This window comes from Rhodococcus sp. C26F, from assembly GCF_053345925.1.
Genome location: NZ_JBKFBA010000004.1, coordinates 253,046 through 266,577, shown reverse-complemented (window position 1 = coordinate 266,577; position 13,532 = coordinate 253,046). Strand labels below are relative to the sequence as shown.

General features: G+C 67.9%; 13 protein-coding genes. 1 reads left to right on the top strand and 12 read right to left on the bottom strand.

Annotation, left to right across the window (positions count from 1 at the left end; translation table 11 throughout):
• Nucleotides 1-25: 25 nt before the first annotated feature.
• From ACLBYD_RS08165 to ACLBYD_RS08150, 4 genes are all read right to left on the bottom strand, one after another.
• The gene (locus ACLBYD_RS08165; protein WP_059383893.1) at nucleotides 26-673 is read right to left on the bottom strand and encodes a helix-turn-helix domain-containing protein; all 648 of its coding nucleotides are present in this window, start codon (nucleotides 671-673) and stop codon (nucleotides 26-28) included.
• A gap of 128 nt (nucleotides 674-801) precedes the next feature.
• Nucleotides 802-1,992 carry an NAD(P)/FAD-dependent oxidoreductase gene (locus ACLBYD_RS08160; RefSeq protein ID WP_447816019.1) on the bottom strand — a complete coding sequence of 397 codons (1,191 nt, stop codon included), beginning with the start codon at nucleotides 1,990-1,992 and terminating at the stop codon, nucleotides 802-804.
• A 57-nt stretch (nucleotides 1,993-2,049) separates the two neighbouring features.
• Nucleotides 2,050-2,610 carry a HutD family protein gene (locus tag ACLBYD_RS08155; RefSeq protein ID WP_447816018.1) on the bottom strand — a complete coding sequence of 187 codons (561 nt, stop codon included), beginning with the start codon at nucleotides 2,608-2,610 and terminating at the stop codon, nucleotides 2,050-2,052.
• On the bottom strand, nucleotides 2,611-3,840 hold the full coding sequence (locus ACLBYD_RS08150; protein WP_447816017.1) for an allantoate amidohydrolase: 1,230 nt from the start codon (nucleotides 3,838-3,840) through the stop codon (nucleotides 2,611-2,613).
• A gap of 116 nt (nucleotides 3,841-3,956) precedes the next feature.
• Between ACLBYD_RS08150 and ACLBYD_RS08145 the strand changes: the two genes are divergently transcribed.
• A complete protein-coding gene (locus tag ACLBYD_RS08145; RefSeq protein WP_447816016.1) occupies nucleotides 3,957-5,120 on the top strand; it encodes an RNA-guided endonuclease InsQ/TnpB family protein in 1,164 nt (387 codons plus the stop codon).
• A 34-nt stretch (nucleotides 5,121-5,154) separates the two neighbouring features.
• On the opposite strand, the gene ACLBYD_RS08140 is transcribed toward ACLBYD_RS08145, so the two are convergent.
• The 8 genes from ACLBYD_RS08140 to ACLBYD_RS08105 all read right to left on the bottom strand — a co-directional run bounded on the left by ACLBYD_RS08140 (nucleotide 5,155) and on the right by ACLBYD_RS08105 (nucleotide 13,519).
• Nucleotides 5,155-5,460, bottom strand: a complete 306-nt coding sequence (locus ACLBYD_RS08140; protein ID WP_447816015.1) for a WhiB family transcriptional regulator — start codon at nucleotides 5,458-5,460, stop codon at nucleotides 5,155-5,157.
• A 4-nt stretch (nucleotides 5,461-5,464) separates the two neighbouring features.
• The gene (locus ACLBYD_RS08135) at nucleotides 5,465-6,790 is read right to left on the bottom strand and encodes an FMN-binding glutamate synthase family protein (RefSeq protein ID WP_447816014.1); all 1,326 of its coding nucleotides are present in this window, start codon (nucleotides 6,788-6,790) and stop codon (nucleotides 5,465-5,467) included.
• Between the two features lie 46 nt (nucleotides 6,791-6,836).
• Complete coding sequence (locus tag ACLBYD_RS08130; RefSeq protein ID WP_447816013.1) at nucleotides 6,837-7,535, bottom strand: GltB/FmdC/FwdC-like GXGXG domain-containing protein; 699 nt, start codon at nucleotides 7,533-7,535, stop codon at nucleotides 6,837-6,839.
• Between the two features lie 53 nt (nucleotides 7,536-7,588).
• Nucleotides 7,589-8,476: a glutamine amidotransferase gene (locus tag ACLBYD_RS08125; protein WP_088897358.1), complete on the bottom strand. Its 888-nt coding sequence runs from the start codon at nucleotides 8,474-8,476 to the stop codon at nucleotides 7,589-7,591.
• A gap of 46 nt (nucleotides 8,477-8,522) precedes the next feature.
• Nucleotides 8,523-9,902 carry a type III glutamate--ammonia ligase gene (gene glnT / locus ACLBYD_RS08120; RefSeq protein ID WP_447816012.1) on the bottom strand — a complete coding sequence of 460 codons (1,380 nt, stop codon included), beginning with the start codon at nucleotides 9,900-9,902 and terminating at the stop codon, nucleotides 8,523-8,525.
• A 203-nt stretch (nucleotides 9,903-10,105) separates the two neighbouring features.
• Nucleotides 10,106-11,254, bottom strand: coding sequence for an acyl-CoA dehydrogenase family protein (locus ACLBYD_RS08115; protein ID WP_447816011.1), 1,149 nt, complete (start codon nucleotides 11,252-11,254; stop codon nucleotides 10,106-10,108).
• Nucleotides 11,255-11,286: 32 nt separating this feature from the next.
• The gene (locus ACLBYD_RS08110; protein ID WP_447816010.1) at nucleotides 11,287-12,645 is read right to left on the bottom strand and encodes an MFS transporter; all 1,359 of its coding nucleotides are present in this window, start codon (nucleotides 12,643-12,645) and stop codon (nucleotides 11,287-11,289) included.
• Nucleotides 12,646-12,724: 79 nt separating this feature from the next.
• Entirely contained in the window at nucleotides 12,725-13,519 is a 795-nt protein-coding gene (locus ACLBYD_RS08105) for a MaoC/PaaZ C-terminal domain-containing protein (RefSeq protein ID WP_447816009.1), read from the bottom strand.
• Nucleotides 13,520-13,532: the final 13 nt, after the last annotated feature.

Sequence of the window (13,532 nt, the reverse complement as noted above, 5' to 3'; positions counted from 1 at the left end):
CGTCGTGTTCACGGTTGCCGGTCGTTCACGGCTGGTGGTTGTCGGGATACGCCGTGACGGCGAGGAACCGGATGGGCAGCTTCAGCAGCTCGTTCGGTCCGTGCAACCCCTCGCCGTCGAGGAGCAGGGCGTCGCCCGGTTGCAGGTGGTACTCGGAATCGCCGTGGCCGTAGAGCATCTCGCCCTCGAGCATGTACAGCAGTTCCGTGCCGGGATGCTGGAAGAGCGGGAAGACGTCGCTCGCATCGGTGAGGGTCACCAGCACCGGTTCGAGTCTCTTGTGCTGTCCCCGCAGCGCGCCGAGCAGTTCGTAGTGATGACCCACCCGCGTACCGCGACCGACGATCTCGGCGCCGTGCCCGTTCTTGGTGAACACCGCGTCGCGGTGCGCGTCCGCGCCCCGGAAGAGCGAGGTGACGGGGACGTCGAGGCCGGCGGCGAGCCGGGCGAGCGTCGACAGACTGCACGAGGTCTGGGCGTTCTCGATCTTCGAGAGCATCGCCTTGGAGATCCCCACCTTCGCGGCCATGTCGCCGACGGACAGGCCGCTGGCCAGCCGCAACGACCGTACCTGGTGGGCGATCGCGCGCTCGAGATCCACGCCCGTCGGGGTGCCGCGCGGGACTTCGCGTCCGGAATCGTCGTACAGGACGGGACGATCTGGGCTGGCCATATCGTCAGCGTAGCGTGTGTCCACCGGTGGTGAACGCCGCAATGCGGACATGGCGGTGCCCTCCACGGATCCGGACGACAGGGATCCGGCCGGGTCCGTGGAGGGCACGAGTGCTGAGTAGGTGGGGATCAGCGCATCTCGCCGGCGCCTTCGTAGGGGTTGAGACTCAGGAGCAGATCACCCTCCTCGAAGCGGGAGAAACGGAAGTCGTCCGGGTTCACGTTCGGAAGGTCGGTCTTCCCGTCGATCAGCAGGTCGGCGACCAGCTTGCCCACCGCGGGGGAGATCTTGAATCCGTGCCCGGAGAATCCCGTCGCCAGGAACAGACCCTCGACCGGTGCCGGACCGATGACGGGGTTGTAGTCCTCGGTGACGTCGTAGGCACCGACGTACGAACTGGTGATCCGCGGGTCCGGCATGTCGGGAAGGCGGTTGCCGAGCTTCATGATGTTCTTCTCGATCGTCGAGTCGTCGGCGCGGTTGACGTACTTGTCGGGATCGATGTACTGCGGCGTCTGATGATCGGAATTGCCCACCAGGAGTTCACCGTTCGGCTCACGGCAGATGTACTGCAGACCCGCCAGATCGGACAGCACGGGCACCTCCGGGGTCGGGACACCCTGGTCGACGAGAACCAACTGCGCGCGCTGCGCCCGGACGTCGATGTCGACGCCGACACCGGCGACGAGTGCCGGCGTCCACGGTCCCGCCGCGACGATGACCTGCTCGGCGTGCACCTCGGACCCGTCGGCGAGAGTGACGCCGTAGACCCGGCCCGCGGCGTTCTGCAGCAACGACACCACCGGGGTGCTCTGTCGGATCTTCACGCCCATCCGACGTGCCGTTGCACCGAACGCCATTCCCGCCATGTAGGCCTCGCCGCGACCGCCGAGCGGTTCGTAGGCGAACAGGGCGAAATCGTCGAGGTTCAGGCCCGGCCACAGTTCGGCCATCTTGTCGTGGGAGATGAGTTCGGTGGCGATGCCCAGGCCCTGCATCATCTCGATGTTCGCCTCGAGCGGCTTGACGTTGTTCTCCGCGACACCGACGACGTAACCGCACCGGCGGAATGCCATGTCGTCGCCGAAGATTTCGGTCGCCCTGGTGAAGATGTCGACGCCGTACCAGGACATCGCGGCCAGCGAGGGGGTGCCGTAGTGGCACCGCACGACGCCGCTCGATTTACCGGTCATGCCCGAGCAGACGGTGTCGCGCTCGAGGACGAGGACGTCGGTCTCGCCGCGGTCGGCGAGGGAGTAGGCGATGGCCAGGCCTTCGAGGCCGCCGCCGACGATCAGAAACTTGGTCGTGTCCGTCACCTGAGGATCCTTTGTTCGGTCGGCCTCCGAATCGGGAGGTCGGTGGGGGAGTCGATGTCAGAGGGAGGAAGTGGGTTCGATGCGGACCAGTAGTCCGGTGGCCGACGAGCCTCGTAGGGTGACGGCCTCGCCGCGGATCAGGACGCAGTCCCCGGGCGCAGCTCGGTCGGTGCCGGTCTGCACCGAGCCCGATCGCACGTAGAGGGCTGTGACACCATCTGCGGCGGTGTCGCACACCGTGTCGAGCGCGAAGTACCCGACGGCCGCAGTGGCGCCCCCGCGCTCGGTCATGACATTGAATGCACGGGTGGCGCCTCGGGGGACGCAGTGGGGCGCGTCCTCACCGGCGAAAGAGTGTGGATGCCACGGATCCAGCGAACGGGGTCCGTGGCCCGAGTCGAGGTCGGCGCCGTGCCCACCGATGACGGTGAAGATCCGGTCCGTGCCGGGAAAGACCGAGAACTCGCTGGGGTCGGAGCCCAGCTCGGCCACGCTGATCCGCCACAGCGGACGGCCGGAGGGGCCGTCGGGTCCGGTCGCGACCTCCTCCGTGATCCCGGCGCCGTTGCGCCAGGGCACCCGCCGCCGCTCGCCGGGCCGGATCACCTGCGCGGCCACCTAACTGCCCGTCGTCCAGTCCACCATGATGTCGGCCAGCGCCTGCGCTCCGATGTTGCAATCGTCGGCCTCGGCGAACTCGTGCGGTGAATGCGAGACGCCGGTAGGGTTGCGCACGAACAACATTGCGGTGGGAACCTTCTCCGAGAGGATGCCCGCGTCGTGTCCCGCCTGGGTGGGCAGTACCGGGATGTCCCCGAGATGCGACAGCGCGCGGCGCAACCGTTCGCGCGGTCCGGCCGGGAACTCGACGATCGGGGTGATCGATTCGGCGAAGACGTCGAGTCCGATCTCGTCCGGCAGGCAGTGCTTGCGGGCCTCGGCCCCGATCTCGGCGACCAGCGTCGTCAGGGTCTCCTCGTCCGCGGCGCGAGCGTCGAGCCAGGCCTTGATCTCGGAGGGGATCGCGTTGGCCCCGTTGGGCAGCACCTCGAGTTTGCCGAAGGTGGCGACCGCACCGGCCGCCGCGGCACACGAGCGGGCGCTGTGCACCGACGAGGCGTAGGCGAGCATCGGGTCGCGGCGGTCCACCAGGCGCGTGGCTCCGGCGTGGTTGGCCTCACCGGTGAAGGTGAACTGCCATCGGCCGTGCGGCCAGATCGACGACGCGACCGCGACCGGTGCATCGACGAGGTCGAGGGCCCGGCCCTGTTCGACGTGAAGTTCGACGTACACCCCGACCCGGTCGACGAGGGTGGGGTCGGTGCCGATGTGTTCGGGCACGCGACCGGCGCGGGTCATGGCCTCGGCCAACGTGATTCCGTCACGATCACGCAGGCCGAGCGCACGCTGCGGAGCGAGCGCCCCGGTGGTGAGCTGACTGCCCACGCAAGCCACACCGAAGCGGGCACCCTCCTCGTCGGAGAACGCGGTGATCGCGATCGGCACGGTCGGGACGATGCCGCGCTCACGGACCAGATCGACCGCGGCGAACGCCGAGACCACGCCGAGTGGTCCGTCGAACGCGCCGCCGTCGGGCACCGAGTCCAGGTGCGAACCGGTGACGAAGGCGTCGGTGGGATCGCCTTCCCAGCCGACGGGGAGCCACCACGCCCACAGGTTCCCGTTACGGTCCTCTTCGACGTCCATGCCGCGTTCGGCGGCACAACCGCGGAACCACTCGCGGAGAGTGAGATCGGCGTCGCTCCAAGCAAATCGGCGGTAGCCTCCGGTGGTCGAGTGCTTGCCGACGTCGAGGATCGATGCCCAGAGCGAGTCGAAGACGGTCATCTGATGTTCGGCGCGGATACTCCCTCGTTCACGGGGGAGAGGAAGCGCCGTCCTCCTTTCCGAAGGTGTAGTGGTGTCGAACGAACGTGTCGGTGGGTGCGGTTACGGTGCCGAGCATGGGGATCGAGGTAGTGCGCTACAACTATCGGCTGCGTCCGGGTGCACTCGCCGAGCGTGCCCTGATCGCGGAGTGGCATCGCTGTCGGTTCCTGTGGAACGAAGCAGTGCGCCAGCAGAAGACCGGCGGGAAGCCGACGTTCGCGAAACTGAGCAAACAGTTGACCGAGGCCCGGGCCCGCTCGTCGTGGCTGCGCGACGGTTCGCAGGTGGCGCAGCAGCAGATGTTGCGCACCTATGCGCAGGCGTTGGATGCCTCGTTCACGGTCAAGGGGCGGGGCAGGCCTCGTTTCAAGGCGCGGAAGAAGACGTTGCCGTCGCTCGAATACACCCGCCGCGGGTTCCGGATCCGGGACGGACGCCTGGTGTTGCCCAAGGGTGTGAGTATCCCGGTGGTGTGGTCGCGGGAGTTGCCGTCGGAGCCGTCGAATGTGCGGATCACGTGTGATGCGTTGGGGCATTGGTATGCCTCGTTCGTGGTGACCCGCGTCGCCGAGCCGATCCCCGTCGCCGATGAGAACAGTGGTGTCGGGATCGATTGGGGAGTGACCCGCACCGCCACGGCCACCGACAAGCGGTTCGATCTTCCGCATGCCGGGCACCGGAAACGGTGTGCGGCGGAGTTGGCGAAATCCCAGCGCTGGATGGCGCGCCGCCGTCGTGGCAAGGGCCATCCGCCGTCGAAGGGCTACCAGCGTGCCCGCAAGACAGCGGCGAAGGTGCAGAAGAAGGCGGCGCGGCAGAACCGGCACGACGGCCGGATCTGGGCGAGAACTGTCGTCGCCGAACATCGGTTGCTCGCGGTGGAGGACTTCAAACCCAAGTTCCTGTCGAAGACGAACATGGCGCGTAAGGCCGCCGATGCCGCGGTCGGGGCGATCAAGCGGGAGTTGGTCGAGCAGGGCAGGCGGGCCGGCCGGAAGGTGGTGTTGGTGCGGCCCGCGTATACGACGATGACGTGTTCGAGGTGTTTCGCGAGAGCCAAGCAATCCCTTGGACTCGCGGAACGAATATTCCGGTGCTGGGCGTGCGGGCATACCGCGTGCCGGGATCGGAACGCTGCCAGAGTGGTTCTGGTTGTGGTTGAGCGTGGCCACACCGGTGTCGACGACGTAGGTCACTGGGGTCCGCCTCCTTCGGGTGGTGGTTCTGGTGCGGTCTGAGTCGGGAATCTCCTGCCTTCGGGCAGGAGGGGCGTTAAGTGCTGTGTCCTCTCGAGAATTGGCTGTGGCAGGCCCGTTCGTGCTGCGTGGATCGGGCGCGGGCGAGCCACCGGTGACGGATCAGCTCCGTGGGCTTCAACCCGCCCCAGATCCCGTGCGTCTCCCCGGCGAGCGCCGCGTGGTCGCGGCACGGTTCCCGCACGGGACAGGAGGCGCAGACGGACTTGGCGCGGGCGACACCCTCGGGCGCGTCGTCGAAGAAGTCGACGTCCCGGGACCGGCAGACGGCCTGTGCCTGCCAGTCCCGGATGTCGTCGAGCAGGGTTGCGAAGGTCGTCACGGGACTAGAGCGTCCGGCCGGGGATCCAATCGGTTCCGGCCAGGGGAACCCGTGCCATGGCGGCGGCTTCCATCGTGACGGCGACGAGGTCCTGCGGTTCGAGATTGCGCAGGTGCGACTTGCCGCACGCCCGGGCGATGGTCTGGGCCTCCATGGTGAGCACCCGCAGGTAGTTCGCGAGGCGACGGCCACCCACGACCGGATCGAAACGGGCCTGCAGGTCGGGATCCTGCGTGGTGATGCCGGCGGGGTCCTTGCCGTCCTGGAAGTCGTCGTAGAAACCGGCCGCGGAGCCCAGCTTCTCGTACTCGGCCTGGTACTTCGGATCGTTGTCGCCGAGGGCGATCAGCGCGGCCGTGCCGATGGCGACGGCGTCCGCGCCGAGGGCCATCGCCTTGGCGACGTCGGCGCCCGAGCGGATGCCGCCCGAGACGATCAGCTGCACGCCGCCCGGGGTGCGGTGCACACCCATCTCCTGCAGGGCCTGCACCGCCTGGGGGAGCGCGGCCAGGGTCGGGATGCCGACGTGCTCGATGAAGACGTCCTGGGTGGCAGCGGTGCCACCCTGCATCCCGTCGACCACCACGACGTCGGCGCCGGACTTCACGGCGAGCTTGACGTCGTAGTAGGTGCGGGTCGCGCCGACCTTGACGTAGATCGGCTTCTCCCAGTCGGTGATCTCGCGCAGTTCGAGGATTTTGATGGCGAGGTCGTCGGGGCCGGTCCAGTCGGGGTGCCGGCACGCGCTGCGCTGGTCGATGCCCACCGGCAGGGTACGCATCCCCGCGACCCGCTCGGTGATCTTCTGCCCGAGGAGCATGCCTCCGCCACCGGGCTTGGCGCCCTGGCCGAGCACGACCTCGATGGCGTCGGCCTTGCGGAGGTCGTCGGGGTTCATGCCGTATCGCGACGGAAGGTACTGGTAGACGAGATGCTTGGACTGCCCGCGTTCCTCCGCGGTCATGCCGCCGTCGCCGGTGGTGGTGGACGTGCCGACCTCGCTGGCTCCACGCCCGAGGGCCTCCTTCGCGCGACCGGACAGCGCACCGAAGCTCATTCCGGCGATCGTGACCGGGATGTCGAGGTGCAGCGGGTACTTCGCGTTGCGGTCGCCGAGGACGACGTCGGTCTCGCACTTCTCGCGGTAGCCCTCGAGCGGGTAACGCGACATGGATGCGCCGAGGAAGAGCAGGTCGTCGAAGTGGGGAACCTTGCGCTTGGCACCCCAGCCGCGGATGTCGTAGATGCCGGTCGCGGCGGCGCGCTGGATCTCGTGGATGACGTTGCGGTCGAAGGTGGCCGACTCACGCAGTCCGGGCTGGAAGGTCATGGAAGTCTCCTCGGGGGTCGGGCGGGCGGAAGAACGTCGGGGGCTCTCAGTAGGCCGAAGCGTTGTCGACGTGGAAGTGGTAGAGCTGCCGGGCCGAGCCGTAGCGGGTGAACTCGGCCGGGTCGGCGTCGAAACCGGCCGTGTCGAGCAGTTCCTGCAGTTCGGCGATGTGCTCGGGGCGCATCTCCTTCTTGACGCAGTCCGCACCGAGCGAGGCGACGCTGCCCCGCACGTAGATCCGCACCTCGTACAGTGAATCGCCCAGGGCCTCACCGGCATCGCCGAGGACGACGAGTCGGCCGGCCTGTCCCATGAAGGCGCTCATGTGCCCGATATCACCGCCGACGACGATGTCGACGCCCTTCATCGAGATGCCGCAGCGTGCGGCGGCGTTGCCTTCGATCACCAGCAGCCCGCCGTGGGCGGTCGCACCGGCGGACTGCGAGGCGTCGCCGGTGACGCGCACACTGCCCGACATCATGTTCTCCGCGACCCCGACGCCGGCGTTGCCGTCGATGGTCACGTGGGCGTGCTGGTTCATCCCGGCTGCGTAGTAGCCGACGTGGCCGTCGATGCGGACGTCGATCGGCCGGTTCAGGCCGCAGGCGAGTGCGTGGGCGCCCTGCGGGTTCACCACCTCGACCGAGGCCGGGGCCTCCGTCGCGTGCAGTGCCGCATTGAGTTCGCGGGTGGTGGTCGTCGCCAGGTCGTAGGTGGCGGTCGGGAGCAGGGTGTCGGTGGTCATGATTGCCTCCGGGGATGAGATCGGGACGGCGGAGTCGGGATTCGCGTGGCCGGTCAGCGTCGCCACACGTAGACCCGGTCAGGTTCGGGTTCGAAGATGCGGGCGTCGGCGATGCCGGGAAGTCCTGCCAGGGCGCGGAATTCCGAGGCCATCGCGACGTAGGCGTCGCACTCGGCGACGATCGCGGGCTTGCAGGCGATCGGATCGCGGACCACGGCGAAGGAATCGGAGGTGGACACCAGCAGGGTGTAGAACCCGTCGAAGCGTTCGCCGAGCAGGCGCAGTGCTTTCTCGAGATCGGCGCCCTCTGCCAGGTGTTTGGCGACGAAGCGTGCGCCGACCTCGGTGTCGTTCTCGCTGTCGAACACCACGCCTTCGTCCTCGAGTTCGCGCTTGATCGACAGGTGGTTGGAGAACGAGCCGTTGTGGACGAGGCATTGGTCCGGTCCGACGGCGAAGGGGTGCGATCCTGCTGCGGTGACGGCGGATTCGGTGGCCATGCGGGTGTGGCCCACGCCCTGCCATCCGGATGCGGCCGGCAGGCCGAAGTTCTCGGCGAGGACGCGCGGATCACCGGTGCCCTTGAGGACGGTCACGTCGTCACCGAAGCCGATGACGGTCGCCGTGGGGGCCAGTGCGCGGACGGTGTCGGCGAGCAGGGTAGCGGGGACGGGGGCGTGCAGCACGGTGGTGGGTGCGAGGTCGAGCGACCCGATGGTCACGCCCAGTGCGTCGCCGACGATCGTGGCGAGGTCCGAGGGTGCGTCGAGTACCGAGACCGACGACTCCCCGGCGGGGGAGAAGACCGGGTTGCCGTAGACGGCGACGCCCGCCGAATCCGGTCCGCGGTCCACCATCTGCCCGAGCATTCCGGTGAGCAGGCTGCCCAGCCGGGGTTCGAGCGAGGTGTCCCGCAGATGAAGTCCGACGATTCCGCACATGGTCGTCTCTCCTGTTCGATGGGATGGGGAAGTAGGCGAAGATTTCTCAGAAGGCGGTCAGGTAGCTGTCGATCTCCCACGGCGTCACGGTGTTGTGCCAGTGGAAGAACTCCTCGCGCTTGAGGGAGGCGAAGTAATCGGCGACACTCGCACCCGCTGCGTCGAGGGCGCCGGAGACGACAGGATCGGCCCGGAGGGCGTCCATCGCGTGCAACAGCGTCATCGGCAGGGTTTCCGTGGAACCGCCCGTACCTGGAGCGCCGGGGTCGAGATTGCGCTCGATGCCGTCGAGGCCTGCAGCGACGGTCGCGGCGGTGGCGAGATAGGGGTTCGCGGAACCGTCACCCCCGCGCAGTTCGACGCGGTTGGAATCGGGGACCCGCAGGTAGTGGGTGCGGTCGTTGCCGCCGTATGTCGCGTGGCGCGGCGACCAGGTGGCGCCGGAGGACGTGCTGGTCGCGCCGGTGCGCTTGTAGGAGTTGACCGTCGGCGCGATGACGCCCTGCAGAGCACAGGCGTGCTCGAGGATGCCGGCGATGAACGAGTAAGCGGTCTTCGACAGGCCCAGGCCGCGCGGGTCCGATGCGTCGGGGAACGCCGAGGCACCGTCGCTCCACAGCGACAGGTGCATGTGCATGCCCGAGCCCGTGCGGTCGGCGAACGGCTTGGGCATGAAGGTCGCGGTCATGCCGCGCTGCTCGGCGAGCACGGAGATGAGGTAGCGCAGGGTCACGACCCGGTCGGCGGTGGTCAGGGCGTCGGCGTACTGGAAGTTCTGCTCGAACTGGCCGTTCCCGTCCTCGTGGTCGTTGGCGTAGTTGCCCCATCCGAGGGTGTTCATCGCCGACGAGATCGACGTCAGGTGCTCGTACATGCGGGTGACGTCGCGGGCGTCGTAACAGGGCTGACGGGAGGTGTCGAGGGCGTCGGCCGTGCGCAGCGTTCCGTTCTCGTCCTTGTTGACGAGGAAGTACTCGATCTCGGCGCCCACGTTGACCTCGAGGCCGAGTTCGGCGGCCTGTGCCAGCACGGACTCGAGGATCACACGCGGTGCGTACGGCCAGGGCTTTCCTTCGACGTGCGGGTCGCAGTGGACGAGAGCGAGGCCCTCGCGCACGAACGGGATGGGCGTGAACGACGCGGCGTCAGGGATGGCGACGAGGTCGGGATCCTTCGGGACCTGGCCCATCGAGCCGGCGGCGTAGCCGGCGAACCCGACTCCCTCGGTCTCGAGCTCACCGACCGATTCGACGGGAACGAGCTTGGCGCAGGGTTTTCCGGACAGGGTGGTGAAGACGGCGAGGATGTAGCGGGTGCCGGCGGCGTGGGCGAGTTCGGTCAGGGTGGGGGATCCGGAGGTCTCGGGGGACCGGCCGTTCGCGGACGGGAGGCGCAGCACGGACGTGTCGGTGGCTTCCAGCGTCATGGGGGCTCCTCGGATTCGACTGGTCGGATTCGACCGGGGGTTTCACTATGTGAATCGGTGTCGAATGCAAGGAAACACTCTACCCATGACGGGAGTGTTACGCGAGGGTGAGATTGCCGTGACGGTTCGCCGGAAACAGCCTGCATGCGAACGGAAAGCAGCGGCGGGACGGNTCCCGCCGCTGCGGTGGTGAAGAGGGTGTTCTACCGGAGCCCGAACGAGTTCCCGATGATGTCCCGCTGGATCTCGTTGGTGCCGCCGTAGATGGTGGCGCCCAGTGCTGCACGCACGTGCTGGGCCATGTCGAACTCGGTGGAGTAGCCGTAGCCACCCATCATCTGCATGCCCTCGAGGGCGGTGTTCTTCGCGACCTCGGTTGCCTTGAGCTTCGCCATCGACGACGCGCGGGCCAACCCCTGTGGGTCGTCGCCGGCATCCGCGCGGTGCGCGACGCTGTAGACGAGCAAGCGGGTGCACTCGATCTCCGTCGCGAGATCGGCGATGCGGTGCTTGATCGCCTGGTACGAGCCGACCCGGTTGCCGAACTGGGTGCGCTCGGAGACGAACGCCAGCACGTCGTCGAAGGCACGTTCGGCGGTGCCGAGCATCTGCGCGGCAAGGATCAGCCGCTCGGTGGCCAGGCCGGGCATGAGCTGGGCCCAGCCCTGCCCGATCTCACCGACCACCGCGTCGGCGGGCAGCACACAGTCGGCGAAGTAGAGGTCGTTGACCTCGGTTCCGTTGAGTGTGTCGATGCCCTTGATCGTCAGTCCCGGCGTATCGGCCGGCACGTGGAACATGGTGAGGCCGTGGTGCTTCTTCTCGCCACGCTCGGTGCGGGCGACCAGGAGGATGCTGTCCGCCTGATGGGCGTTCGTGATCCACGTCTTCTGACCGTTGATCACCCAGCCCTCCGTCGTGCGCTCGGCGCGGCAGGTCAGCGCCGCGACATCGGAACCGGCCTCCGGCTCGGACATCGCGATCGCCAGTGCAGCGCCCTCGGCGAGCCGGCCGAGCACCGACCGCTTGAGCTCCTCGCTCGCGAACCTGGTGTAGATCCCGGCGGTGATGAGGGTCGTGCCGTGCCACGGGACCGGGGCGAGACCACGGTGCAGTTCCTCGAGCAGGACACACAGGTCGACGTGGTTGCCGCCGGCCCCGCCGTACTCCTCGGGGACGTTGATGGCGGCCCAGCCGAGTTCGGCGATCCGCCGGTTCAACTCGAGGCTGTGCCCTTCGCGGCCGCAGTCGGTGAGCTTGTCGCGCTGTTCACGCGTGCCCACCTCGCGGCGGCAGAATTCGCGGACTGCCGCCCCGAACTCGCGCTGCTCCTCGCTGAGCATCACAGTCATGAGAATCTCCTGGTCGTTCGGATGGGTGGTGCTCAGGCGGGGTCGCCGACGCGGACCCGAAGGTCGCGGGACTCGTCGTCACGATCGTCGCTCGCCCTCCCGGTGGTGAAATGGTTCCGCATGGAGGCCGCGGCGACGAACGAGATGACGGCGGTGCCGACAAGGATCGCGGCGAGCGGCCACCAGTGCTGCGAGCCGTCGGTCGGCACGAGAGCGGCGGCGACGAGCGGGGTCGGGGCCGCCCACGCGACACCGGAGAACGCGCTGCACAGAGCGACGCCGCTGTAGCGGACCTCGGTCGGGAACAGGTTGGCCGTCATGCTCGAGACCACCGCGTAGGTCGTGGCGTGACCGAGCACGAGGGCCGCGGAGAACGCGACGATCATCAGGCCCATGTTGCCGGTGTTGAACAGCGCGAACAGCGGGAACGCGAAGGCACCGGTGAAGACCACACCGCCGACGAAGACGGTCCAGGCCGACAGACGGTCGCAGAGGATGCCGACACCGACCATTGCGAACAGATCGATCGTCGCGGCGATGAGCAGGATCATCAGGGTGTCGCTCTTGGAGAACCCGTGGATGTTCGTCGCCATCGTGAGCATGTAGGTGGTGATCAGGTAGAACAGCACGATCACGCTGGCCTGCAGGCCGATACCGGCGAGCACGCGTCCCGGCATGGTGCGCAGGACGGTGGCGATCGGGTTCTTCGTGACGGTGCCCGTCTCCTTCACCTCGGCGAACTCGCTCGATTCCTCGACGCCGAGCCGGATGATCAGGCCGATGATGACGAGGACGAAGCCGGCGAGGAAGGGGATCCTCCAGCCCCACGACATCAGCTGGTCGTTGGGCATCCGGGCCACGAAGTACATGACGACGGTGGCGAGCACGAGCGCGAGGGGACTCGCGATCTGCGGCGCGGAGCCGTAGAAGCGTTCGCGGGTCTTCGGCGCGTTCTCGACACTCATGAGGACGGCGCCGCCCCACTCGCCGCCGACTGCGACGCCCTGCAGGAAGCGGAGTGCGGTGAGCATGATCGGTGCCCAGATACCGACCTGATCCCAGGTGGGGAGCAGACCGATGAGGCCGGTGGCGGCGCCCATCACGGTCAGCGTGGTGATCAGCGTCGTGCGGCGCCCGAGGCGGTCCCCGAGATGACCGAAGACGAACGCGCCGACCGGACGGGCGAGGAAGGCGACACCGAGGGTGGCGAAGGAGGCGAGGATGCCGACGTTCGACCCCAGTTCGGGGAAGAAGATCGTCGAGAAGACGAGCGTCGCGGCCGTCGCGTAGATGAAGAAGTCGAACCATTCGACGGTGGTGCCCACGAGGCTGGCGAGAAACGCTCGTTTTTGTTGCTTGGTTCCGAAGCTGGAAGCGGCGTGTGCGGTCATCGGAGTCCCTTTCGGCGGGAACTGCTTGTGGGGCGGAGGATTTCCTTGGGGTTAGAACCGGACAGCGGGCAGTACGCGATCAGAAGCTCGCGTGACCGCCGGAGAGCACACCCGTGGTATCGATCCGGGCGTCGAAGTCGACCTCGGTGCCGGACGCCTGCGCGCGGACGGTGAGCGTGGCGTCGGGCAGGACGGGGGCCGCGAAGCGGGCGCGGAGTTCGCGGAGTTCCCACGGCTGGGCTCCGGCGGCCTCGGCGACCGTGCGGGCGGCGATACCCAGCGTGCACAGACCGTGCAGGATGGGGCGTTCGAAACCGTACCCCGAGGAGACTTCCGGGTCGATGTGAACGGGGTGCAGATCGCCGGTCAGGCGGTACAGGGCAGGAAGATTCGCCGCGATGTATGTGTCCGCCCGGAACGGGGCGTCCTCGAGATCGACCCGCGGCGTGGAGGGGGCGCGTTCCCCGCCCCAACCACCCGAGCCGGGCAGGTGGATCGCGTAGGTCGCGGTGAACTGCTCGCACTCGACGGCGATGTCGACGGTCGCAGCGGATCCCTTGTCCCAGACATCGGCGACGTGGGCGCGCATCTCGAGCTTGCCCGAGCGGGGGAACGGTGCGTGGACCGTCAGCTGCTGCGCGGCATGGAGCGACTTCAACCGATCGTAGGCACTGAGCTCCCCGGCCTCCTCGACCGCCCACAGGCCGAGGCCCAGCCCGAAGGTCGGCAGCACGTGCAGGTCCCGTTCGTAGACCAGCGGCAACTGACCGGGCTGCGCCCCGACGCACAGTGCGTAGAGGATCGCATCGGACTCGTCGTACGACACGACACGGCTACCGAGGTCGTAGCCCTTCAGGGAGGAAACTGCGTTCATGAACTTTCCTTCG